The sequence below is a fragment of the Mycobacterium sp. E3305 genome (assembly GCF_001666785.1).
In the GTDB taxonomy this organism is placed as follows: Bacteria; Actinomycetota; Actinomycetes; order Mycobacteriales; family Mycobacteriaceae; genus Mycobacterium.
On sequence record NZ_LZJA01000120.1, the window covers coordinates 1 to 23327 of the forward strand.

General features: G+C 68.3%; 19 protein-coding genes, 1 tRNA gene and 1 pseudogene. 10 read left to right on the top strand and 11 right to left on the bottom strand.

All coding sequences use genetic code 11. The features are described 5' to 3' along the window. From A5701_RS28555 to polA, 4 genes and pseudogenes are all read right to left on the bottom strand, one after another. A pseudogene (locus A5701_RS28555) lies at nt 1-432 on the bottom strand (hypothetical protein); the annotation flags it as partial. Between the two features lie 6 nt (nt 433-438). Next, nucleotides 439-1653: a dephospho-CoA kinase gene (gene coaE, locus A5701_RS10775; protein ID WP_067752403.1), complete on the bottom strand. Its 1215-nt coding sequence runs from the start codon at nt 1651-1653 to the stop codon at nt 439-441. A gap of 13 nt (nt 1654-1666) precedes the next feature. Then, the gene (rpsA, locus tag A5701_RS10780; RefSeq protein WP_067752406.1) at nt 1667-3109 is read right to left on the bottom strand and encodes a 30S ribosomal protein S1; all 1443 of its coding nucleotides are present in this window, start codon (nt 3107-3109) and stop codon (nt 1667-1669) included. Nucleotides 3110-3270: 161 nt separating this feature from the next. Next, complete coding sequence (gene polA, locus A5701_RS10785) at nt 3271-5931, bottom strand: DNA polymerase I (protein WP_197504959.1); 2661 nt, start codon at nt 5929-5931, stop codon at nt 3271-3273. Nucleotides 5932-6077: 146 nt separating this feature from the next. Between polA and A5701_RS10790 the strand changes: the two genes are divergently transcribed. Together A5701_RS10790 and A5701_RS10795 are read left to right on the top strand one after the other, a co-directional pair. Then, a complete protein-coding gene (locus A5701_RS10790; RefSeq protein ID WP_067752411.1) occupies nt 6078-6521 on the top strand; it encodes a Zn-ribbon domain-containing OB-fold protein in 444 nt (147 codons plus the stop codon). Next, complete coding sequence (locus A5701_RS10795; protein ID WP_067752413.1) at nt 6518-7717, top strand: lipid-transfer protein; 1200 nt, start codon at nt 6518-6520, stop codon at nt 7715-7717. The genes A5701_RS10790 and A5701_RS10795 overlap by 4 nt, the downstream gene beginning before the upstream one ends. A gap of 82 nt (nt 7718-7799) precedes the next feature. Here A5701_RS10795 and A5701_RS10800 read toward each other — a convergent pair whose 3' ends face one another. Continuing rightward, nucleotides 7800-8414, bottom strand: coding sequence for an ANTAR domain-containing response regulator (locus tag A5701_RS10800; protein WP_197498707.1), 615 nt, complete (start codon nt 8412-8414; stop codon nt 7800-7802). A 114-nt stretch (nt 8415-8528) separates the two neighbouring features. On the opposite strand from A5701_RS10800, the gene A5701_RS10805 reads away from it, so the two are divergent. After that, nucleotides 8529-8605, top strand: a tRNA-Leu gene (locus tag A5701_RS10805). Between the two features lie 427 nt (nt 8606-9032). Here A5701_RS10805 and A5701_RS28135 read toward each other — a convergent pair. Next, the gene (locus A5701_RS28135) at nt 9033-9185 is read right to left on the bottom strand and encodes a hypothetical protein (RefSeq protein WP_156670042.1); all 153 of its coding nucleotides are present in this window, start codon (nt 9183-9185) and stop codon (nt 9033-9035) included. Between the two features lie 262 nt (nt 9186-9447). On the opposite strand from A5701_RS28135, the gene A5701_RS10810 reads away from it, so the two are divergent. From A5701_RS10810 to cydC, 6 genes are all read left to right on the top strand, one after another. Then, nucleotides 9448-10788, top strand: coding sequence for an adenylate/guanylate cyclase domain-containing protein (locus tag A5701_RS10810; RefSeq protein ID WP_067752416.1), 1341 nt, complete (start codon nt 9448-9450; stop codon nt 10786-10788). 28 nt (nt 10789-10816) lie between these two features. Next, the gene (locus tag A5701_RS10815; protein ID WP_156670043.1) at nt 10817-11413 is read left to right on the top strand and encodes an HdeD family acid-resistance protein; all 597 of its coding nucleotides are present in this window, start codon (nt 10817-10819) and stop codon (nt 11411-11413) included. Between the two features lie 88 nt (nt 11414-11501). Next, nucleotides 11502-12974 (top strand): cytochrome ubiquinol oxidase subunit I, encoded by a 1473-nt coding sequence (locus A5701_RS10820; protein WP_067752419.1) that lies wholly within the window; start codon nt 11502-11504, stop codon nt 12972-12974. A gap of 35 nt (nt 12975-13009) precedes the next feature. Beyond that, on the top strand, nt 13010-14050 hold the full coding sequence (gene cydB / locus A5701_RS10825) for a cytochrome d ubiquinol oxidase subunit II (protein ID WP_067752423.1): 1041 nt from the start codon (nt 13010-13012) through the stop codon (nt 14048-14050). Nucleotides 14051-14124: 74 nt separating this feature from the next. Then, entirely contained in the window at nt 14125-15738 is a 1614-nt protein-coding gene (gene cydD / locus A5701_RS10830) for a thiol reductant ABC exporter subunit CydD (RefSeq protein ID WP_067752445.1), read from the top strand. Beyond that, a complete protein-coding gene (gene cydC, locus A5701_RS10835) occupies nt 15725-17395 on the top strand; it encodes a thiol reductant ABC exporter subunit CydC (RefSeq protein ID WP_067752426.1) in 1671 nt (556 codons plus the stop codon). Before cydD ends, cydC begins: the two co-directional genes overlap by 14 nt. Here the strand turns inward: cydC and A5701_RS10840 are convergent. From A5701_RS10840 to A5701_RS10860, 5 genes are all read right to left on the bottom strand, one after another. Then, the gene (locus A5701_RS10840) at nt 17370-18767 is read right to left on the bottom strand and encodes a bifunctional lysylphosphatidylglycerol flippase/synthetase MprF (protein WP_067752429.1); all 1398 of its coding nucleotides are present in this window, start codon (nt 18765-18767) and stop codon (nt 17370-17372) included. The two genes, cydC and A5701_RS10840, sit on opposite strands and share 26 nt — an antisense overlap. A gap of 142 nt (nt 18768-18909) precedes the next feature. Continuing rightward, complete coding sequence (locus tag A5701_RS10845; protein WP_067752432.1) at nt 18910-19833, bottom strand: acyl-CoA thioesterase II; 924 nt, start codon at nt 19831-19833, stop codon at nt 18910-18912. A 161-nt stretch (nt 19834-19994) separates the two neighbouring features. Next, on the bottom strand, nt 19995-21413 hold the full coding sequence (gene pyk / locus A5701_RS10850) for a pyruvate kinase (RefSeq protein WP_067752435.1): 1419 nt from the start codon (nt 21411-21413) through the stop codon (nt 19995-19997). 66 nt (nt 21414-21479) lie between these two features. Next, nucleotides 21480-21911 (bottom strand): DUF2752 domain-containing protein, encoded by a 432-nt coding sequence (locus tag A5701_RS10855; RefSeq protein ID WP_067752438.1) that lies wholly within the window; start codon nt 21909-21911, stop codon nt 21480-21482. A 29-nt stretch (nt 21912-21940) separates the two neighbouring features. Beyond that, entirely contained in the window at nt 21941-23014 is a 1074-nt protein-coding gene (locus tag A5701_RS10860; protein WP_369807408.1) for a prolipoprotein diacylglyceryl transferase family protein, read from the bottom strand. Between the two features lie 25 nt (nt 23015-23039). Between A5701_RS10860 and A5701_RS27420 the strand changes: the two genes are divergently transcribed. After that, nucleotides 23040-23261 carry a prolipoprotein diacylglyceryl transferase family protein gene (locus A5701_RS27420; protein WP_067783748.1) on the top strand — a complete coding sequence of 74 codons (222 nt, stop codon included), beginning with the start codon at nt 23040-23042 and terminating at the stop codon, nt 23259-23261. Nucleotides 23262-23327: the final 66 nt, after the last annotated feature.

Genomic DNA, 23327 nt, shown 5'->3' on the forward strand with positions numbered 1-23327 from the left:
GTCGGCGCCGAGGACGGACGTGTCGAGATCCTCGGCGAGGTCCGAGTGAGGGCGCACCTCACCGATCAAGTCGTCGACGACATCACCGCGCCCGCCGGTCTGGACGCCTTGCTGGGCTGTCGTGTCGGCGCGGGATTTCGGGCGACGGTCAGCCGGCTGTTCCCTGAGGAAGTAGTGCGGGCCAGCCTGCTGAATCTGTTGCTCGACGACTTGATCGGTGAGGTGCGCCCTCACTCGGACCTCGCCGAGGATCTCGACACGTCCGTCCTCGGCGCCGACCACGTCACGCGCCCGCAGGTCCGCCACGGAGCCGCGCACCCCATCCGGATGGGTGTCGATCGTGCTGGTGCGTCGCCGTACGCCCGGCAGCGACTGTGGCCCGCCGTCCACGAAGGGCCGCCGCGGGCCGAGGATGTCGTCGACGAACGGCATGGTGGCTCAGGGCTTCCAGTCAGTCGCGTCGGCCCATTCCCAGGCCTGCCGGTAGGCGTCACGAAACCACGGTTCTTTGGCGGTGATGTAGCGCACGATATCGCCATCGGCGCTCGCCGCGGCGTCCCGTTTGACCCGCGAATACTGCTCGCGCACATCGGCATTGGCGTTGAGCCAGTCGACGAAGAGCAGCGCGAATTGCTGATTGGGCCAGCCCGCCACGCGGATGTGTACGTTGGTCGGCCGCCCCGGATCCGCCGATGCATGAATCCGCTTGTGCCACAGCGCGGCGTCGTTGCTGTGGTCGAATCCCGGCGCGGTGCTGCGGGCATCGTTCTTGGCGGCGTCTTGGGTGATGTGTTCCAGGCGCGGATAACCCACCGACAACAACGGTTCGGCGAGTTCGTCGGCGAGCGCCAAGAATTCGACGGTGATCTGCACGTCGATCACGTCCTTGGCGGGCAGATCCGGCACGGCGGTCGAACCGATGTGGTCCACCCGGATCGCCCGGTAGCCGCACGCGGTCTTCAGCCGGTTGACGATGCGGCGGGCCTGATCCGGCCAGGCCGGGTCGGGCGGCACCAACCGCGCCGCCGCCCGCGCGGCCTCGCGCCGACTCAGGTTGTGCGCGAACGGCAGTATCCGGTTGTTCCACACGTCGTGGGCCCGCTGCACCAGCTCGTCCGGGCTGCCGGAGTTGTCCACCCAGACGTCGGCGACGGCGCGGCGCTGCTCGTCACTGGCCTGCGCGGCGATCCTCGCGCGGGCGTCGGATTCGGGCATGCCGCGCTGGTCGACCAGCCGTCGCAGCCGCACCTCGACGTCGGCGTACACGATGACGACGAGTGGGAACAACGGCGCCATTCCCGATTCCACCAGCAGCGGAATGTCCTCGACCACAACCGAATCCGCGGGCACCGAGGCGATGATCTCGGCGCGTCGCTTGCCGACCAGCGGGTGGACGATGCCGTTCAGCCTTTGCCGCGCCTCGTCGTCGGCGAAGGCCTTGGCGGCCAACGCGGGACGATCCAGCGATCCGTCGGGTAGCAGGATGTCGTCACCGAACGCCTCGACCAGCGCCGCCAGGCCCTCGGTGCCCGGCTCGACCACCTCGCGCGCGATGACGTCGCCGTCGACGATGACCGCACCGCACTTCGCGAAGGTGGCCGAGAGGGCCGACTTGCCGGCGCCGATGCCGCCGGTCAACCCGATGCGCAGCATGCCTGAACGCTAATCAGGCGTTGCCGGCGAGCTTCTCCCGCAGAGCGGCCAATTGGGCGTCGCTGGCCAGCGAGCCGCCGGCCGCCTTCTCCGACGGCGCGCCGTTGCCCGACGACTGCTCGGCACCGTGCCCGGCGGCCTCGGCCGCGGCGAACTTCTCCATCTGCGCGGTGTGCATCTTGTGCCGGCGCTCGGCCTCGGCGTAGCGGGCCTCCCACTCGGCGCGCTGCTTCTCGAAGCCCTCGAGCCATTCGTTGGTATCGGCGTCGAAGCCCTCAGGGAAGATGTAATTGCCCTGCTCGTCGTAGCTGTCGGCCATGCCGTACTTCGCCGGGTCGAACTCTTCGGTGTAGTCCTCGTTGGCCTGCTTGAGCGACAACGAGATCCGGCGCCGCTCCAGGTCGATGTCGATGACCTTGACCATGGCGTCGTCGCCGACGGCGACCACCTGGTCGGGCACCTCGACGTGGCGCTCGGCCAGCTCGGAGATGTGCACCAGGCCCTCGATGCCCTCCTCGACGCGGACGAACGCGCCGAACGGAACCAGCTTGGTGACCTTGCCGGGCACGATCTGGCCGATGGCGTGCGTGCGGGCGAAGTGCCGCCACGGGTCTTCCTGAGTGGCCTTGAGCGACAACGAAACCCGCTCGCGGTCCATGTCGACGTCGAGCACCTCGACGGTGACCTCGTCGCCCACCTGGACGACCTCGGACGGGTGGTCGATGTGCTTCCAGGACAACTCGGAGACGTGCACCAGGCCGTCCACCCCGCCGAGGTCGACGAAGGCGCCGAAGTTGACGATGGAGGAGACGACACCCTTGCGGATGGCGCCCTTCTGCAGCTGGTTGAGGAACTCGCTGCGCACCTCCGACTGGGTCTGCTCCAGCCACGCCCGGCGCGAGAGCACCACGTTGTTGCGGTTCTTGTCCAGCTCGATGATCTTGGCCTCGATCTCCTTGCCGATGTACGGCTGCAGATCGCGGACCCGGCGCATCTCGACCAGCGACGCGGGCAGGAAGCCGCGCAGGCCGATGTCGAGGATCAGGCCACCCTTGACCACCTCGATGACGGTGCCCTTGACGGCCTCGTCCTTCTCCTTGAGCGCCTCGATGGTGCCCCAGGCGCGCTCGTATTGCGCGCGCTTCTTGGACAGGATCAGGCGGCCCTCTTTGTCCTCCTTGGTGAGGACCAGGGCCTCGACCTCGTCACCGACGGAAACGACCTCACTGGGGTCGACATCGTGCTTGATCGAGAGCTCGCGGGCGGGGATGACGCCCTCGGTCTTGTAGCCGATGTCGAGGAGCACCTCGTCCCGGTCCACTTTGACGATCGTCCCCTCGACGATGTCGCCATCGTTGAAGTACTTGATCGTTTTGTCTATTGCGGCAAGAAAGTCCTCGCTGGAACCGATGTCGTTGACGGCTACTTGGGGCGAGGTGACGGTGGGACTCGGCATGTGGTGGGTTGCTCCGGACAGGTTGGGTCGTAGGGACAAATCTGGGATTTACCTGTTTAGGCTACTCGACTGCGTACACGCTGGCCAAACCCGGGCGCCCCAGCCTGTGCGTTTCTGACCAGAACATGTCGTGTCGGCGAAATTCCGGGGCCGCGATTTCGCTAATGCGCGGCCGCGTCCCACGAGCGGCCGTAACCCACCGAAACCTCCAGGGGCACGTCGAGCGGATAGGCGCCGCCCATCTTCTCGCGGGCCAGGGCCTCGACCTTCTCCCGCTCGCCGGGCGCGATTTCGAACAGGAGTTCGTCGTGCACCTGCAGCAGCATTCGGGACTTCAGCCCGGCCTCTTTGATCGCCCTGTCGACCTCGATCATCGCCACCTTGATGATGTCTGCGGCGCTGCCCTGGATGGGGGCGTTCAGCGCGGCCCGCTCGGCGGCCTCCCGCACCTGGCGGTTGCTGCTGTCCAGCTCGGGCAGGTACCGGCGGCGGCCCAGCACCGTCGAGGTGTAACCGTCCTTGCGGGCCTGCTCCACGACGTTCATCAGATAGTCGCGCACGCCGCCGAACCGGGCGAAGTAGGCGTCCATCTGCTCCTTGGCCTCCTCGGTGGAGATCTTCAGCTGCTGCGACAGCCCATACGCGCTCAACCCGTAGGCAAGCCCGTACGACATCGCCTTGACCCGGCGGCGCAGCTCGGAGGTGACCTCCTCGATCGGCACCCCGAACGCCCGCGAGGCGACGAACGAATGCAGGTCCTCCCCCGTGTTGAAGGCCTCGATGAGGCCCTCGTCCCGCGAGAGGTGCGCCATGATCCGCATCTCGATCTGGCTGTAGTCGGCGGTCATCAGCTCGCTGTAGCCGTCGCCCACCACGAACGCGTCCCGGATCCGCCGGCCGGCTTCGGTGCGGATCGGAATGTTCTGCAGGTTGGGCTCGGTCGACGACAGCCGGCCCGTCGCCGCGATGGTCTGGTTGAACGTCGTGTGGATGCGCCCGTCGGAGGCCACCGAATTCAGCAACCCGTCCACCGTCACCTTCAGGCGGGTGGCGTCGCGGTGCGTCAGAAGGTGTTGCAGGAACGGGTGTCCGGTCTTGTCGAACAGTGACTGCAGGGCGTCGGCGTCGGTGGTGTAGCCCGTCTTGGTGCGCTTGGTCTTCGGCATCTCCAGCTCGTCGAAGAGCACCGCCTGTAACTGCTTCGGCGAACCCAGGTTGATCTGCTTGCCGATCACCGCGTAGGCCGCTTCGGCGGCGTCGCGGATCTGGTGGGCGAAATCGCTCTGCAGGTCGCCCAGCAGATCCAAATCGACTGCGATGCCGGTGTGTTCCATCCCGGCCAGCACCCGCTGCACCGGCAGTTCCATGCCGCCCAACAGCGACGTGGAGTTGATGCGGGCCAGCTCCTCGTCGAGCGCGTCGGCCAGGTCCAGCACCGCCACGGCCCGCAGGATCAGGGTCTGCACCGCCTGGTCGTCCGTCCCCTCGGGATCGTCGAGCAGCGAAAGCTGTTGCTGCTCAGCGGTTTCCGCGCGCAGCTCGCGACGCAGGTAGCGCAGGGACAGGTCCTCGAGGGAGAAGCTGCGCTGCCCGGGACGCACCAGGTAGGCGGCCAGCGCGGTATCGGAGGTCACGCCGGCCAGCGTCCAGCCCCGGCCGGCGAGGTCGTGCATCGCCAGCTTGGCCTCGTGCAGCGCCTTGGGCGGACCCGGATCGGCCAGCCAGGACGCCAGCGCCGCCTCGTCGTCGGGATCCAGGGCCGAGGTGTCGATGTAGCGGCCCTCGCCATCGGCGGACACGATGGCCAGCGCGGTGGCGTCGGCGTCGTAGGCCAAGTGGGTGCCGACGACCGCCAGGCCGAACCGCTTGCCCGAGCTGTGCTCGGCCAGCCACACGGCCAGCTCGCCGGGCTGCAGCGCCCCGCCGCGCACGTCGAATCCCGCGTCGACCTCGGGCTCGACGGCGGCCAGCGTGTCGAACAGCCGGTCGCGCAAGACCCGGAACTCCAAGTCGTCGAACAGGCGGTGAATCTGGTCGCGATCCCACGGCAGCATGCGCAGCGTGTCCGGGGTCTGCGCCAGCGGCACGTCCTTGACCAGGTCGGTGAGCTCGCGGTTGCGGATCACGCCGGCGAGGTTGGCCCGCAGCGCGTCGCCGACCTTGCCGCGCACCGATTCGACGTTGTCCACCAACCCCTGCAGCGAGCCGTATTCGGCGATCCACTTGGACGCGGTCTTCTCCCCCACGCCCGGGATGCCGGGCAGGTTGTCGCTGGGATCGCCACGCAGGGCCGCGAAGTCCGGGTATTGCGTGGGGGTCAACCCGTATTTTTCGACGACCGCCTCCGGCGTGAACCGAGTGAGCTCGCTGACGCCCTTGCGCGGGTAGAGCACGGTCACGTCGTCGCTGACCAGCTGCAGGGAGTCCCGGTCGCCGGTGACCACCAGGACGCGGAAGCCCTCGTTCTCGGCCTGGGTGGCCAGCGTCGCGATCAGGTCGTCGGCCTCGAACCCGGGCTCGGCCAGCACGGTGATGCCCAGCGCGTTCAGCACTTCCTTGGTGATGTCGATCTGGCCGTGAAACTCGTCGGGCGTCGACGAGCGGTTCGCCTTGTATTCGGGGTACCGCTCGGAGCGGAACGTCTGACGGGACACGTCGAACGCCGCGGCGACGTGCGTGGGGGCCTCGTCGCGCAGCAGGTTGATCAGCATCGCCGTGAAGCCGTAGACCGCGTTGGTGGTCAGGCCGCCGCGGGTCTTGAAGTTCTCGGCGGGCAGCGCGTAGAACGCCCGAAACGCCAGCGAATTGCCGTCGAGCAACATCAGTGTCGGCTTGGTTTGTTCCTCGGTCTTCTGAGCGGGCGGAGCGGGCACGGCTATCACTCTAGGCACCCCGACCGACGAGCCAGGCGCTGCCGCAGAACTGCAACACGTTTCAGTTTTGTGTTGGGCCTGGGTAGTCTGGCCGAGTGTCAGAGGTCACCAGCCAAGAACCCGCGATCGACGGATGGTTCGCCACCGACGAAGGCGGCCACCCGCACCTGATCGGCGCCAAATGCCCGGAGTGCGGCACCTACGTCTTCCCGCCCCGGGAGAACAACTGCCCCAACCCCGGCTGCGCCAGCGACACGCTGGAGGCCGTCGCGTTGTCGACGCGGGGCAAGTTGTGGAGCTACACGGAGAACCGGTATCCGCCGCCGCCGCCCTACCCCGCCCCGGATCCCTTCGAGCCCTTCGCCATTGCCGCCGTGGAGCTGGCTGAGGAAGGGCTGATCGTGCTGGGCAAGGTGGTCGAGGGCACGCTGGCCGCCGATTTGAAGGTCGGCATGGAGATGGAGCTGACCACGATGCCGCTGTTCACCGACGACGACGGCGTGCAGCGCATCGTGCACGCGTGGAGGATCGCCTCATGAGCCCTGAACCGCTCTACATCCTGGGCGCCGGCATGCACCCCTGGGGCAAGTGGGGCCGCGACTTCACCGAATACGGGGTCGTCGCCGCCAGGGCCGCGCTGGCCGAGGCCGGCCTGGACTGGCGGCAGATCCAGTTGGTCGCCGGCGCGGACACCATCCGCAACGGTTACCCGGGCTTCATCGCGGGGTCGACGTTCGCCCAGAAGCTCGGCTGGAACGGTGTCCCGGTCAGCTCGAGCTACGCCGCGTGCGCCAGCGGCTCGCAGGCACTGCAGAGTGCGCGCGCCCAGATCCTGGCCGGCTTCTGCGACGTCGCGCTGGTCATCGGCGCCGACACCACGCCCAAGGGCGCGTTCGCCCCGGTCGGCGGGGAACGCAAGAACGACCCGGACTGGCAGCGGTTCCACCTGATCGGCGCGATGAACCCGGTGTACTTTGCGCTGCTGGCCCGCCGGCGGATGGACCTCTACGGCGCGACGGCCGAGGACTTCGCCCAAGTGAAGGTCAAGAACTCCCGCCACGGCCTGCAGAACCCGAATGCCCGCTACCGCAAGGAGGCTTCGGCCGACGACGTGTTCGCCAGCCCGGTGGTGGCCGACCCGCTGCGGCAGCTCGACATCTGCGCCACCTCCGACGGCGCAGCGGCCCTGATCGTGGCCAGCGCCGAATTCGCCCGCAAGCACCTCGGCTCGCTCGACGGCGTCCCTTCGGTACGCGCCGTCAGCACGGTCACCCCGCGTTACCCCCAACACCTACCCGAATTGCCCGACATCGCAACGGATTCCACCGCTGCCGTGCCCGCGCCGGACCGGGTGTTCAAGGATCAGATCCTCGATGCGGCCTACGCCGAGGCGGGCATCGGGCCCGAGGACGTCAGCCTGGCCGAGGTCTACGACCTGTCCACCGCGCTCGAGCTCGACTGGTACGAGCACCTCGGGCTCTGCCCCAAGGGTGAGGCCGAGGCGCTGTTGCGCAGCGGCGCCACGACGATCGGCGGCAAGGTCCCGGTCAACCCCTCGGGCGGACTGGCCTGCTTCGGCGAGGCCATCCCCGCGCAGGCCATCGCCCAGGTCTGCGAGCTGACTTGGCAGCTGCGCGGCCAGGCGACCGGCCGGCAGGTGGAGAACGCGACGGTGGGCATCACCGCGAACCAGGGCCTGTTCGGCCACGGCTCCTCGGTGATCGTCGCGCGCTGACGGCGCATCGACGGCGAATGTGCAACGGCGGCGGCCTCATTCGGCATGTCGTCGCCCTGAGCGCGCGCTCGACGGCCCGGCGCTACTCGTCGTCGGTGTCCAGCGTTTCCAGGACGACTTCGGCGACCCGCTTCATGGTGGTCCGCCGGTCCATCGCGGCGCGCTGAATCCACTTGAACGCCTCTGGCTCGGTCATGCCCTGCTTGGTCTGCAGTAGCCCCTTGGCGCGCTCGACGAGCTTGCGGGTCTCCAGCCGCTCGGACAGCGTCGCCACTTCGCGCTCCAGCTCACTGATTTCGGCGAAGCGGCTCACGGCCAGCTCGATGGCCGGAATCAGGTCGCTGATCGTGAAGGGCTTGACCAGGTAGGCCATCGCGCCGGCGTCGCGGGCGCGTTCGACCAAGTCCCGCTGGCTGAATGCGGTCAGGACCACGATCGGGGCGATGCGCTTGCTGGCGATCTCCGACGCCGCGTCGATCCCGTCGCGGCGCGGCATCTTGACGTCCATGATCACCAGGTCGGGCCGATGGCGCTCGGCCAACTCGACGGCTTCCTGGCCGTCGCCGGCCTCCCCGACGATCTCGTAACCCTCCTCTCGCAGCATCTCGGCGAGGTCCAGTCGGATGAGCGCTTCGTCCTCGGCGATCAGGACCCGGCGCGGCACAGCGGCGTCGGTGTCGGTCGTGGGGCCTGTCATGACGGACATTGTGTCGTGAACGCCTCGAACCAGCGACCTCGGGGGCGGTGAGACGGGGCCCGGCACCAAATCCTTTATGGTGGGAGGCTGCCTCTAACGTATGAGGCCGGGTAAGCCCTCGTATCCCAACTGGCAGAGGAAACGGACTCAAAACCCGTCCAGTGTGGGTTCGAATCCCACCGAGGGCACCACGAACCGCAGGGACTGGCGACCGACGATTCCCCGGGCGCGCACCGACGGCGGGGGGCCCCACACCGATCCCCTCGGCGTGATCCCGCCCCCGCCATCCGCGCCTCGTGGCAAACCGCTCGGGGCCGATGTGGGCTTCTCCGATACCGATGTTGCGCCTCCGCGGCGGGCAGCAAGCCTCCGGCTTGGGAAACGCGCGAAATGCGTGCCAAAGGTATGGAATAAGGCCGAAATGAATACCGCGCACAATTTAGTGTGGACATTGCGTTCAACGGCGGCGCGGGGGCTCATGTTGAATTCATATTATTTTCGCTAACCGGCGGCTCACCCCGCCGAAACATAATCAACAACGGCCCCCATCGACCCCTCGCGTGGGCGCCGCTCAGCGACCTCGGGCGAGCCGGGCGCCGGTACGGAGTGGCCGCCGCGTTAGCGGCTGATGCACACCTGTTCCTCGGAGTGCACCACGTTGACCTGCATCGGATCATTCTGCATGGAGTCGGTGGCCACCCGCAACAGCGAGGCCGCGCCGCCGCACCCCACCCCGCATGCGGGAGTTGCCGCAGCGGTGCACGCAAGCATTAGCGCGATCCCAATCCTGCTGCGCAGACTTGCCATCCCGCACCCCCGCATTAGAGGAACATATGACCCACATCACAGCCCGACATATGTTTAATAACACGCCAGAAAATTTTGTAAAACCCTCCAGCCGGAAAATTCTTTTTACAATTTTTTTCCGGTCATGCTGACGCCACCCATCGGTCGGCACCCGGTGCGGCGCCGGAGCCCCAATTCGCCGGCCGACGGGCCGACAAACCCGAGCTCAGCGGGTTACAGTTTGAACGTGGCGGCTAGGAAGTGCGGTGCCCCACCGATGTCAGTTGGCGAGCCGAGACGCCCGGACTGCGTGGCCGCGGTGCGGGCGCAGACCCGCGACCGCAACCAGCACTACGTCGCCAGCGCCGCGCGCCGCGCCCGGATCCTGACCATCACCGCATGGCTGGCCGTCCTGGTGAGCGTGAGCTTCGTCCTGGTGCAGATCCTGGGCGGATCCTGGCTGTGGCAGGTGAGCTCGATCAACGTCGTCGGCGCCATGGTCTTCGCGATGGTCCCGTGGCTGCAGCGCTTCGGCGAACTCGTCGCCCCGCTCACGTTTTTGGGCGCGGCCTACGTGTCGGTCTTCGCCAGCTGCGTCGACGTCGGCACCGGGTCGGGCGCTCAGTTCTTCTTCCTGGTCGGCGCCTGCATCGTCGTGCTCCTGCTGGGAATCGAGCACATCGTCTTGGCGTCCGCACTGGCGGCCGTCGCCGCGGGCCTGATCATCGCCGTCGAGTTCCTGATCCCCCGCGACACCGGCTTGCAGCCCGCGTGGGCCCAGTCGGCCGGTTTCGTCATCACCGCGATCTCGAGCGTCGTGATGGTCGTCGTGACGGTGTGGTTCGCCCTGCGCGACACCGCCCGCGCCGAGGCCGTGATGGAGGCCCAGTACGAGCGCTCCGAAGCGCTGCTGGCCAACATGCTGCCGGCCAGCATCGCCGAGCGGCTCAAGGAGCCGGACCGCAGCGTCATCGCCGACAAGTACGACGTCGCCTCCGTCCTGTTCGCCGACATCGTCGGATTCACCGAACGGGCCAGTGCCACGGCCCCGGCCGACCTGGTGCGCTTCCTCGACCGCCTCTACGGCGCCTTCGACGCGCTGGTGGACAAGCACGGGCTCGAGAAGATCAAAGTCAGCGGGGACTCCTACATGGTGGTCAGCGGGGTGCCGCGCGCCCGCCCCGATCATGCGCAGGCGCTCGCGGACTTCGCCCTCGACATGGCCAACGCCGCCGCCGGACTGAAGGATCCGCACGGCAACGAGGTCCCGCTGCGGGTGGGCATGGCGTGCGGGCCCGTGGTCGCCGGCGTCGTGGGTTCTCGCCGCTTCTTTTATGACGTGTGGGGGGACGCCGTCAACGTCGCGTCTCGGATGGAGACCACCGACTCGGTCGGCCGAATTCAGGTGCCCGAAGCCATGTACGAGCGTCTCAAGGATGAGTTCGTCTTGCAGGAGCGCGGCCACATCGACGTCAAAGGCAAAGGCGTCATGCGCACCTGGTATCTGATCGGGCGCAAGGCGGCCGGCGAATCCGGCGAGGAAAACAGCGACCTGCTGGCCGCGGATTCGCGCACCGCCCACGTGTAGCCGAAGTGCCCTATGCCAGGGGCGGCGTTTGTGTCACACTGCGGCCATGCAAACCACACCCGGACCTCCCCCTGCTCCAAGTCTGTTGCCGCATCTGTGGAAATCGGCCCTGTTATCGGGAATCCTGTCGCTGGCGCTCGGCGTGTTGGTGTTGGCGTGGCCGGGAAAGACGATCCTGGTCGCCGCGGTCGCCTTCGGAATCTATCTGTTGATCAGCGGCGCCGCCCAGGTGTTCTTCGCGTTCACCCTGCACGTCTCGGCGGGCAGCCGGATTCTGCTTTTCATCAGCGGCGCCGCGTCACTCATCTTGGCGCTGTTGGCTTTTCGCCATTTCGGTCAGGGTTACGCAATCCTGTTGCTGGCCATCTGGATTGGCATCGGATTCATCTTCCGCGGCGTCGGCACGACGGTTTCGGCCATTCAGGACCCGCTGCTTCCGGGGCGGGGATGGTCGATCTTCATCGGGGTGATCAGCCTGCTCGCGGGCATTGTCGTGCTGGCGTCGCCGCTCGAATCGATTGTCACGCTGGCGCTCGTGGTCGGGGTGTGGTTCGTCGTCATCGGCGTCTTCGAGATCGTCTCGTCCTTCGGCATCCGCAAGGCTTCCAAGACACTGACCTCATGACGGCGGCTCTCGCTAGCGCCGGCCCTGACCCTTCTACTACACTTCGTAGTAGCCGTGCCCACGGCTCCGCTGTTTCGGGAGATGACAGATGAATGTCGTCGATATTTCACGGTGGCAGTTCGGTATCACGACCGTCTACCACTTTATCTTCGTGCCGCTCACGATCGGCCTGGCGCCGCTGCTCGCTGTCATGCAGACGGTGTGGGTGGTCACCGACAACGTCGCCTGGTACCGCCTCACCAAGTTCTTCGGCAAGTTGTTCCTGATCAACTTCGCCATCGGCGTGGCGACGGGGATCGTCCAGGAGTTCCAATTCGGGATGAACTGGTCGGAGTATTCGCGGTTCGTCGGCGACATCTTCGGCGCGCCCCTGGCCATGGAGGGGTTGTTCGCGTTCTTCTTCGAGTCCACCTTCATCGGGTTGTGGATCTTCGGCTGGGGCCGCCTGCCGAGACTGGTCCATCTGGCCTGCATCTGGATCGTCGCGATCGGCGTCAACGTGTCCGCGTTCTTCATCATCGTGGCGAACTCGTTCATGCAACATCCGGTCGGCGCGCACTACAACCCGGCCACGCACCGGGCCGAGCTGGACAGCATCACCGCGCTGCTGGGCAATAACACTGCGCGGTGGGCGTTTACCCACACGGTGACCGGCTCGTTGCTGACCGCGGCGACGTTCGTCGCGGCCGTCGGCGCGTGGTTCCTGGTCCGGTCCCGCCGCCCGGAAACCGCCACCCCCGCCGCCGAATCGAACGCGCGCACCATGTTTCGGCCCGCGGTCATCCTGGGCTGCTGGGTGGTGCTGCTCGCCGCCGTCGGCCTGTTCTTCACTGGCGACCGCCAGGGCAAGCTGATGTTCGTTCAGCAACCGATGAAGATGGCGTCGGCGGAATCGTTGTGCGGCACCGAAACCGACCCGGACTTCTCGATCCTCACCGTCGGCACGCACAACAACTGCGACAGCGTCACCCGGGTGATCGAGGTTCCCTACGTGCTGCCGTTCCTCGCCGAGGGCCGGACCAGCGGCGTGACGTTGCAGGGCGTCCGCAATATCCAGCAGGACTTCGAACAGCGATTCGGCCCGAATGACTACCGGCCCAACCTGTTCGTCACCTACTGGTCGTTCCGCGCGATGATCGGTTTCCTGGCGGTGCCCATCCTGTTCGCGCTCGCGGCGCTGTGGCTCACCCGCGGCGGCCGGGTGCCAAACCAACGCTGGTTCTCCTGGCTGGCGTTGCTGACGATTCCCACGCCGTTCCTGGCGAACATCTCCGGGTGGGTGTTCACCGAAATGGGCCGGCAACCCTGGATCGTCGCCCCGAATCCGACCGGCGACCAACAGGTTCGGTTCACCGTCCACGAGGCCGTGTCCAACCATGTGCCCGGCATGGTCATCACGTCGCTGGTGACCTTCACCCTGGTCTATGCGGTGCTTGCGGTCATCTGGTTCTTCCTGCTCAAGCGCTACATCACCGAAGGGCCGCGGGAGCACGACGCCGAGCCGGCTCCCCCGCCGGCGCCCGGCGACGACGAGGTGGCCCCGCTTTCGTTCGCGTACTAGCCCTGGATCCAGGCACTCAGGAAGGGAGCTGACCGATGGGACTGCAGCAATTGTGGTTCGGCATAATCGGATTGCTGTTCCTCGGCTTCTTCGTTCTGGAGGGCTTCGACTTCGGCGTGGGCATGCTGATGGAACCGCTCGCGCGCGTCGGCATCGGTGAGCCCGAGCCGATCCGACGCACCGCGCTCAACACCATCGGCCCGATCTGGGACGGCAACGAGGTCTGGCTGATCGTCGGCGGCGCAGCGATGTTCGCCGCCTTCCCGGGCTGGTACGCCACGGTGTTCTCGACGCTGTACCTGCCGCTGCTGGCCATCCTGTTCGGCATGATTTTGCGGGCCGTGGCGATCGAATGGCGCGGCAAGATCGACGACACGAGGTGGCGGGGCTGGGCCGATTTCGGCATCGCGGCCGGGTCCTGGCTGCCGGCGATCCTGTGGGGGGTGGCCTTCGCCATCCTGGTCCGCGGCCTGCCGGTGGACGCCGACGGCCAGGTCCACCTGTCGATCACGGACGTGCTGAACGCCTATACGCTGCTGGGCGGCTTGGCCACCGCCGGGCTGTTCCTGTTCTACGGCGCGGTGTTCATCTCACTGAAGACTTCCGGCGCCATCCGCGACGACGCCCACCGGCTGGCGGTGTGGTTGTCGCTTCCGGTGACCGGACTGGTTGCGGCGTTTGGGATCTGGACGCAACTCGCCCATGGCAAGGACTGGACCTGGCTGGTGCTCGCGGTGGCGGTGGTGGCGCAGCTGGCGGCGGTGCTGCTGGTGTGGCGGCGCCTGTCCGACGGCTGGGCGTTCGCCTGCACCGCGACGGTCGTCCTGTCGGTGGTGATCCTGCTGTTCGGCGCGCTCTACCCGAACCTGGTGCCCTCGACGCTGAACAAGCAGTGGAGCCTGACCATCTACAACGCCTCGTCGACGCCCTACACCCTCAAGGTCATGACGTGGGTGACGGCCTTCATGGCTCCGCTGACGGTGGTGTACCAGGCGTGGACGTATTGGGTGTTCCGGCAACGAATCTCGGCGGATCGGATCCCGCCGTCCATCGGCCTGGCGAGGCGGGTGTCCTGAGCGCGACCGACTCGCCACCCGGTTCGAGAGCGCGGGGCCCGTTGGACCCGCGACTGTGGCGGGCATCGATCGCGCTGCGCCGCTACCTGACCGCGACCATCTGCTGCGGCGTGGTGATCTCCGGGTGCGCGATCGGCTCGGCGATCGTGCTGGCGAACGTCGTCGCCCGCGCCGTCGGCGATCACTCGGCGCGCGGCCTGCACGCCTGGATGGGACCGCTGTCGACTCTCGTGCTGCTGTGGACGCTTCGCACGCTGGCACAGTGGCTGCAGGCCCGGTTGGGCCAGCGCGGCGCCAGCGCGGTCATCGCCGACCTGTCCGGTCAGGTGCTGACGGCGGTGACCGCCCGGCAGCCCGGTGAACTCGCCGCCCAACGGGACGCCGCCGCCGTGGTGGTCACGCGGGGTCTCGACGGCCTGCGTCCCTACTTCACCGGATATCTGCCCACACTCGTGCTCGCCGGGATCCTGACCCCGGCGACCGTCGCCGTCGTCGCGCTGTACGACCTGAAATCGGCGGCGATCGTGGCGATCACCTTGCCGCTCATACCCGTATTCATGGTGCTGATCGGCCTGGCCACCGCCGACCGGTCGGCGGCCGCCCTGGCCGCCATGACGACGCTGCAGGGGCGGCTGCTCGATCTCATCGCCGGCATCCCCACGCTGCGGGCGCTGGGCCGCGCCCGCGGACCCGAACGGCGCATCGCCGAACTCGCTGCGGCGCATCGCCGCTCGGCCATGGCCACGCTCCGGATCGCCTTCTTGTCGGCACTGGTGCTGGAATTGCTGGCGACACTGGGCGTGGCGCTGATCGCGGTGGGGATCGGACTGCGGCTGGTGTTCGGTGAGATGACGTTGGCGACCGGCCTCACGGTGCTGTTGCTGGCGCCCGACGTCTACTGGCCGCTGCGCCGAATCGGTGTCGAATTCCATGCCGCGCAGGACGGCAGGACCGCCGCCGATAAGGCCTTCGCCCTCATCGGCGAGCCGACTCCCCCGCGGACCGGGGATCGGACCGTCGCCGCCCGCGGGGCGGAGATCCGACTCGACGGGCTCAGCGTCGCGGGGCGCGACGGTCAGGCGCCGCGCGACCTCACCGCGCTCATCGAGCCGGGCGCGGTGACCGTACTGACCGGACGCAACGGCGCCGGCAAAAGCACGGCGCTGCAGGCGATCACCGGGATCACCGCACCGACGTCGGGCCGCGTGACGGTGGCCGGCATCGACGTCGCCGACCTGGAGCCGGCCGCATGGTGGCGGCAGTTGTCCTGGCTGCCGCAACGCCCGGCGCTCGTCCCGGGCACGGTGCGGGACAATCTGATGCTGTTCGGCGAGCTGGACGACCTGGAGACGGCTTGCGCGGCTTCGGGTTTCGATGCGGTGTTGGCCGACCTGCCGGAGGGGCTGGGTACCGTGCTGGGCCGCGGCGGTGTCGGCCTTTCGCTGGGGCAGCGGCAACGGCTCGGCCTCGCCCGGGCGCTCGGGTCGGCCGCGCCGGTGCTGTTGCTCGACGAGCCCACCGCGCACCTGGACGCCCGCGCCGAGCGACGCGTGCTGCGGGCCATCGTGGAGCGTGCCCGCGCCGGTGCGACCGTCGTGGTCGTCGGGCACCGCGAGCCGGTGCTGGCCATCGGTGACCGGGTGGTGGAGGTGGCCGCCGACAGTGGGGCGCGTTATGCCGCAGTCTGATCCGCTCCGGGCGGCCGCGCCGCTGCTGCGCCCGAGGCTCGCCCGCATCGTGGCGGCGATCGCGCTGGGCGTGCTGTCGCTGGGCAGCGCGCTGGCGCTGGCCGGTGTCTCGGCCTGGCTGATCACGCGGGCCTGGCAGATGCCGCCGGTGCTGGACCTCTCGGTCGCGGCCGTCGCGGTGCGCGCGTTCGCCATCTCGCGGGCCGTGTTGCACTACTGCGAGCGTTTGGTCACCCACGACGCCGCGCTGCGGGCCGCCGGCACCGCCCGGGCGCGGATCTACGATCGGCTGGCCCGCGGGCCCGCGGCGGCCGCGGTCCGACTGCACAGCGGCGAGCTGGTGGCACGCGTGGGCTCCGACGTCGACGAACTGGCCAACGTGCTGGTGCGTGCCGTGGTGCCGATCGGGGTCGCCGCAGTGCTGGGGCTGGCGGCGACCGCCGTGGTGGCGGCCATCTCGCCGCAGGCGGGGGCGGTCCTGGCGATCTGCCTGCTGCTTACCGGCTTCGTCGCGCCGCGGTTTGCGGCCAGGGCCGCGGCCCGGCAGGAAAGCGTTGCCCGGCAGCATCATTCCGAGCGGGACACCTCGGCGATGGTCGCCCTCGAGCACGCGCCCGAGCTTCGCGTGGCCGGCGTGCTCCCCCGCGTCATCGCCGAATCCCAACGCCGTCAACGGGCGTGGGGCGCCGCGCTCGATGCCGCGGCCAGGCCGGCCGCCTTCGCCGAGGCCGTGCCCACCGCCGCGATCGGGGTCAGCGTGCTCGGCGCCGTGGTGGCCGGCATCGGGTTGGCGCCGTCGGTCGCGCCCACCACCCTGGCCGTCCTGATGTTGTTGCCGCTCTCCGCCTTCGAGGCGATGACACCGTTGCCGGCCGCCGCGGTCCAGCTGACGCGGTCGCGCATCGCCGCGCGCCGGCTGCTCGACCTGACGGCGACCGATCACGCGCAACCCGAAAACCCCACGGCGGCGGCCCCGCCCGAGCCGATCGCAGTATTGTCGGCCGACATTCACTCCGGCCACACCGAGGCCACCCGCTCGAACCGCATCACACTCGACCTGCCCCCGGGTGCCCGGCTGGCCGTTACCGGCGCCAGCGGCTCCGGCAAGACCACGCTGTTGATGACGCTCGCCGGGCTGCTCCCCCCGCTGCCGGGACGGGTGACGCTCGGCGGCACCGACCTCATAGAGTTCGAGGAAGGGGAATTACGGCGCGCGGTCGGCTTTTTCGCTGAGGACGCGCACGTGTTCGCCACCACCGTCCGAGACAACCTGCTGGTCGCCCGGGGCGACTGCCGGGACGACGAACTGGCGGCCGCCCTGGATGCGGTCGGGCTTGGCGCGTGGCTCGCGGGTCTGCCCGACGGCCTGTCGACGGTGCTGACCGGTGGGGCGCAGGCGCTTTCGGGCGGTCAGCGCAGGCGGCTGCTGCTGGCGCGCGCCGTGCTCTCACCCGCCCGGATTCTGTTGCTCGACGAGCCCACCGAGCACCTGGACGCGGCCGACGCCCAATCGATCCTGCGTGACCTGCTCGGACCGGATTCTGAGCTGGTGGCCGCCGGCCGCACCGTGGTGGTGGCCACCCACCACCTACCCGACGGCATCGGGTGTGGCGAACTGCGCGTGGACGCCCTCAGAGATGTCGCCGGCGCGGCATGAACTCCAGCGACAGTAAGACGATCAACAGCGTGACGATCTGGGTCATCGACACCAGGGCGTAGCGCCGGGCGTCGAGCGCGTGGAACTTACGCACGTACCGGTAGAGCGACTCCAGCGCGATCAATGGGTCGAGGACGTGGATCAGCCGATAGAAAACGCGCTGGGCGCGGCTGCGGTTCTTCTCGTCGAAGATCTCCGGGAACGCCGCGAAGGCAAGAGAAAGCCGTTGTGCGCCAATCTCTTTGCCGGCCATGATCATGTCGATGCTGAGCCGCTCGTCGATGCCGTTGGGGGCCCCGCGCCTGCGCCACGGCACGTCGAGGGTGATGTCGCTGCCGCCGCCGGCCGTCGCATACCGGTGGAAGCCCTGCACGGTGCCCGAGGCGTCCCGGGCGAGGATCAGCTGGATGCCGGGGAAGCGTCCCTCCAGCACGCCGTCGAGGTTCATGTGGAACCCGCGTTCGGTGTGTGCCGCCTTGCTCGACGCCCGCACCACCTCGGTCAGCTCGGCCAGTTGCTCACTGGTGAGCTCCTGTTCGGAGACGATCTCGGTGGTGATGCCGCAGTTGTGCGAGCGTTTCACCGCCTGGCGCAGGTTGCGGAACTTGCGGCCCACCGTGTCGAAAGTGGCTACGTCGACGACCACGTCGCGACCGATCGGCACGGCGCGCAACGACTGTCCGAGCAGCGCGGCGTCGCTCCACAATCCGAGCCTCCGCTCGCTGCAACCCACGACCGCGATCCGCCATCCGTGGGCGTGGCACATGGCGGCGAAGTCGGCGACCAGTTCGGGGAATCGGGTCTCGTCGCCGATCGGGTCGCCGCCGACCACCGCGATGCCCAGGCGCGTCCGGTAGGCCAGCGCCGCGCCCCCGTCGGCGGTGAAGTGGTAGCTCTTGCCGGTCTGCATCGCAAACGGCGCCAGCGGGTCGTCTTTGGTGGCCTGGATCAACCCCCAGATCCGGGGCAGATCCCCGGGACGCGGGTGCGACGCCGTCGGCCACATCAGGATCACGCCGGAACCGGCGATCACCAGGTCGCCGAGCAGATCGAAGGACAGCACGTGCAGCCCCAGGCCGGCCAGCACGAACCCGGCGGCCGCGGCGGCGTGCAGGGCCGTCACGGGACGGCCCAGGAAGATGCCGCGCGCGATCCACGCCACCGCCACCAGCACCGTCAGCGACCAGGCCAGCCGATCCGTGTAGTGCCACGCGGGCTGGTGATGGTGGCGAACGAGGATCTCGGCCAACCAGCAGGTGGCACTCAACAGCGCCAGGGCCCCGATCAGCCGGGCGGCCCGCGAATCGACCGAGACGACCACGCGTTCCCGCCCGCGAGCCTTCGCTGAGGCGTCGACCAACGGCCCGCTCACACTCACCTCCCGATGCGCTGTCATTCCAGCTGGGCGGCTGTCTGCCGCCACTGCACCGAATACCCGGCTGCTATGAACTTACGCCCGGTCCGGGCCCTGACGGGCCCAAATCATGGCGATGTCCTGCGGGTATTCACCCGGTCTATCGGCGGGTGGGCGGAAAGTATTTCAGCACCCCTTCTTGCACCACCGTGGCGAGCAGCTGCCCGGAGCGGTCGAAGAAATGGCCGGTGCCGAGCCCGCGCGAATCCGCGGCCACCGGCGACGATGTCGCATACAACACCCAGTCGTCGAAGTTGACCTGCCGGTGAAACCACACCGAATGGTTGGCGGAGGCGGCGAAGATACGGTCGAACCCCCAGGACAGCCCATGCCTGGTGATCACCGAGTCCAGCACCGTGGTGTCCGAGGAGTACACCATGGTCGCGGTGTGCAGGACCGGGTCGTCCGGCAGTTTGCCGCCGGCCTTCATCCAGACCCGGTTGTGCGGCAGCCGATCGCCCTTCTGCCGCATCACCCACGCCGGGTCGTTGGTGTAGCGCCACTCGATCGGCTGCAGGGCGTTGACGAAGTGCGGAACGGTTTCCTCGTAGCCGCGCAGCAGCTCGCTGATCGGCGGCTGCGTTTCGGGCTCGCCGACCTGCGGCGGGTCCACACCGTGCTCGAGGCCCGGGCCGCCGGACATGTAGGAGATCATCGCGGAGGACAGCAGCACGCCGTCCTGCACGGCGTCCACGCGCCGATTGGCGAAGCGCCGCTCGTCGCGCAGCCGCGTGACGTGGAATTCGATGTCCTTGGCGGTGTCGCCCCCGTTGACGAAGTGCACGGACAGCGCGCTGGGCGGCAGGTCCCCCCGGACCAGGGTGCGGCTGCTCGCGACGAACGACTGGGCCATCAGCTGGCCCCCGAACGTGCGCATCGGGTTCTTGGTGGGATGAGACCCGACGAAACGGTCGTCGGCGACCCGGGTGAGGTCGAGGGTCGCAAGCAGTTCCTTGAAATCGGAATCGGTGCTGATCGCGGCCTCTCCTTGGCTCGATGGCCCGCCCGGACGGGCTAGCTTCATCGCCCGGCTTTTCCTCAGTCCGCTAGGCGGACCGCATCGTCGTCGGGCTGGCTTCATTGCCCGACTCCTCCTCAGTCCGCTAGGCGGACCGCATCGTCGTCGGGCTGGCTTCATTGCCCGACTCCTCCTCGGTCCGCTACGCGGACCGCATCGTCGTCGGGCTAGACGTCGTCCTCCCCGATGCGGTGCACATGGATGAGGTTTGTCGACCCTACTGTGCCAGGTGGCGCGCCGGCCACGATCACCACCAGGTCACCGCGCTTGTAGCGACCCAGTTCCAGCAGTGACTTGTCGACCTGACGGATCATGCCGTCGGTGGACGTCATCATCGGGACGATGAACGTCTCGGTGCCCCAGGTCATGGCGAGTTGGCTGCGGACCTCGGGCCACGCCGTGAACGCAAGCAGCGGCAGCGGGGTGTGCAGGCGCGCCAGCCGCTTGACGGTGTCGCCGGACTGGGTGAAGGCAACCAGCGCCTTGGCGTCCAGGCGCTCGCCGATGTCGCGGGCGGCGTAGGAGATCACCCCGCGCTTGGTGCGCGGCACGTGCGTCAGCGGCGGGGCGGCGGTGGAGTTGTCCTCGACGGCGCAGATGATCCGCGCCATGGTCCGCACGGCCGCCAGCGGGTACTTTCCCACCGACGTCTCGCCAGACAGCATCACCGCGTCGGCGCCGTCGAGCACGGCGTTGGCGACGTCGGAGGCCTCGGCGCGCGTCGGCCGGGAGTTCTCGATCATGGAGTCGAGCATCTGGGTCGCCACGATGACGGGTTTGGCGTTCTCCCGGGCCATCTGGATGGCCCGCTTCTGCACCAGCGGCACCTCTTCCAGCGGCAGCTCGACGCCGAGGTCACCGCGGGCCACCATGATGGCGTCGAAGGCCAGCACGATCGCTTCCAGATTGTCGACGGCTTCCGGCTTTTCCAGCTTGGCGATCACCGGCACCCGCCGCCCGACCCGGTCCATCACCTCGTGCACCAGCTCGACGTCGGACGGCGAGCGCACGAAGGACAGAGCGACAAGGTCCACACCGAGATCCAATGCGAACGTGAGATCCTCGATGTCCTTCTCCGACAAGGCCGGAGCGGTCACATTCATCCCCGGCAGTGACATGCCCTTGTTGTTGCTGACCGGGCCACCCTCGGTGACGGTGCAGATCACGTCGTCGCCATCGATGCCTGCAACGACCAGTCCGATGTTGCCGTCGTCGACCAGCACCCGGTCACCGACCGCGGCGTCCGCCGCCAGCCTCTTGTAGGTGGTCGACACGCGGTCGTGGGTGCCCTCGCAGTCCGCGACGGTGATGCACACGGTTTCGCCGTCGGCCCAATACGTGGACCCGGTGGCGAAACGGCCCAGCCGGATCTTCGGCCCCTGGAGGTCGGCGAGCACACCGACCGCGCGGCCGGTGGTGTCGGAAGCGGCCCGCACCCGCTCGTAGGCGGCCTTGTGGTCGGAGTAGTCGCCGTGGCTGAAGTTCAAGCGGGCGACGTCCATTCCCGCCTCGACCAGCGCCAGAATCAGCTCGTCCGAATTTGTCGCAGGGCCAAGGGTGCAGACGATCTTTCCGCGTCTACTCACGCCGACCCAGCATAGTCGCGTGGGCCCCCCACGGTCCGACTTAACGGGTTGTCGCGCCGCGAGCGGCTACCCACTCTGAATCGCCGGAAACAGCGGGAAGCCGGGCAGGTTACGCACCACCGTCCACGCGATGACGGCCAGCACCATGGTCAGCCAGGCCGCCGTCGACAGCGCGGCTTTGCCGCGGCCACGGCGAACCAGTAACCATCCGGCCAGCATCGGGATGCCGACCAGCAGGAAAACATTGTCGTTGACGGCGGCGGCCAGGTGGCCGTGCAACAGGTCGTGGGTCATCCGCAGGCCCCCGCAGAACGGGCAGTTCCACCCGGTGAGCCACTTGAAGGGGCATTGCGGATACAACGAATTCGTGTTGTGCGGGTCGACCAGCCCGACGTAGCCCAACGCGCCGCCGAGCAGTGCGGCGGTGCCGGCGGCGACGTAACGGCCCGGGCCGTGACGCCGTTCCACCGCTTGGCCGGCGGAATGCGGTTGCGTCACGTTCTCAGCATGCCAGACCGAGCCGGCCGCTAGCGGTTCGACGGCCGATTCCTTCGCAGCCTCCAGCGGCTGCGTGGCGTCGTGTACGGCTCGGCGGCCGAGGCCGGTTCGGCCGAGTCCTGTGCCGGCTTTGGCTCGGGTTCGGCGGCTTCGGGTTCCTCGGCTTCGGGCTCTTCGGCTTCGGGCTCTTCGGCTTCGGGCTCTTCCGCCTCTTCGGCGTCTTCGGCTTCGGCCTCTTCGGCTTCGGCGTCTTCGGCTTCGGGCTCTTCCGCCTCTTCGGGTTCTTCTTCGTCGGCCTCTTCGGCCTCTTCGGCTTGGGGCTCTTCTTCGTCGACCTCTTCGGTTTCGGCCTCGGGCTTTTCGGCTTCGGCTTCCCCGGGCTCCGCCGCCTCGGCACTGACCGTCTCGGCCTCTGCGGTTTCCGGCTCGTCGGCTTCTTCGGCTGCGTCGGCCTTGTCCGTTTCCGCGGCGTCGGCGGATTCGGTGCCCGCCGCGCCCGCCGCCGTCGACGACCCGGCGGCGACGGCCGCAAGCTCGTCCGCCGGCTCCTCTGCCGCCGATTCCTCGGCCTCCTTGCCGCGCAGGCTCTCGGGCGCCTCCCGTCCCTTCGGCGCCACCATGATGTACACCACGGCCCCGATGAACACGAAAGTCGATGTGAACGAATTGATCCGGATGCCCGCGATATGGGTGGCGGTGTCGTCGCGGAGCAGCTCGACGCCGAACCGCCCGATGCAGTAGCTGGCCACATACAGCGCGAACAGTCGCCCGTGGCCCAGCGCGAATCGCCGGTCCGCGTAGATCAAGATGGCGAAAACCAGGACGTTCCAAATCAATTCGTACAGAAAGGTCGGCTGCACGACGAGTGCCACCTGACCCGTCGAGACACCGTCCAGCGAATGCGGGTCGACGTATCCCGATGGGTCGCGGCGGTAGAAGATCTCCAGACCCCACGGCAGGGTGGTTTCGCGGCCGTAGAGCTCCTGGTTGAAATAGTTGCCCAGCCGGCCGATGGCCTGCGCCAGGACGAGTCCCGGGGCCACCGCGTCGGCGAAGGCGGGCAGCGGAATGCCGTGCCGCCGGCACCCGATCCACCCGCCCACACAGCCGAGCGCCACCGCGCCCCAGATGCCCAGCCCGCCGCAGGGTGTCTGGCACCTCGGGCCCCTGCCAATTCGCGCGTACGCGCTGTTCATCATCACCGGGATCGTGGTGGCGCTGTTGATCGGCGACCGCCGCTGGGAGGCCCGCGGCGGACAGCGCGGCGTCATCTATGACATCGCGTTGTGGGTGGTGCCGTTCGGGCTGGTGGGCGGGCGCCGATCAACAGCGCCACCACGATCCCGGTGATGATGAACAGCGCGTACGCGCGAATTGGCAGGGGCCCGAGTTGCCAGACACCCCGCGGCGGCTCCG

Coding starts and splice junctions, on each gene's coding strand:
- coaE (WP_067752403.1), bottom strand. CDS start 1,653: ATGCTGCGCATCGGGTTGACCGGCGGCATCGGCGCCGGCAAGTCGGCC.
- rpsA (WP_067752406.1), bottom strand. CDS start 3,109: ATGCCGAGTCCCACCGTCACCTCGCCCCAAGTAGCCGTCAACGACATC.
- polA (WP_197504959.1), bottom strand. CDS start 5,931: ATGTTGCTCGACGGCAATTCGCTGGCGTTTCGGGCGTTCTACGCGCTG.
- A5701_RS10795 (WP_067752413.1), top strand. CDS start 6,518: ATGAGCCCTGAACCGCTCTACATCCTGGGCGCCGGCATGCACCCCTGG.
- A5701_RS10800 (WP_197498707.1), bottom strand. CDS start 8,414: ATGACAGGCCCCACGACCGACACCGACGCCGCTGTGCCGCGCCGGGTC.
- A5701_RS28135 (WP_156670042.1), bottom strand. CDS start 9,185: ATGCTTGCGTGCACCGCTGCGGCAACTCCCGCATGCGGGGTGGGGTGC.
- A5701_RS10820 (WP_067752419.1), top strand. CDS start 11,502: ATGAATGTCGTCGATATTTCACGGTGGCAGTTCGGTATCACGACCGTC.
- cydB (WP_067752423.1), top strand. CDS start 13,010: ATGGGACTGCAGCAATTGTGGTTCGGCATAATCGGATTGCTGTTCCTC.
- cydC (WP_067752426.1), top strand. CDS start 15,725: ATGCCGCAGTCTGATCCGCTCCGGGCGGCCGCGCCGCTGCTGCGCCCG.
- A5701_RS10845 (WP_067752432.1), bottom strand. CDS start 19,833: ATGAAGCTAGCCCGTCCGGGCGGGCCATCGAGCCAAGGAGAGGCCGCG.
- A5701_RS27420 (WP_067783748.1), top strand. CDS start 23,040: ATGCCCAGCCCGCCGCAGGGTGTCTGGCACCTCGGGCCCCTGCCAATT.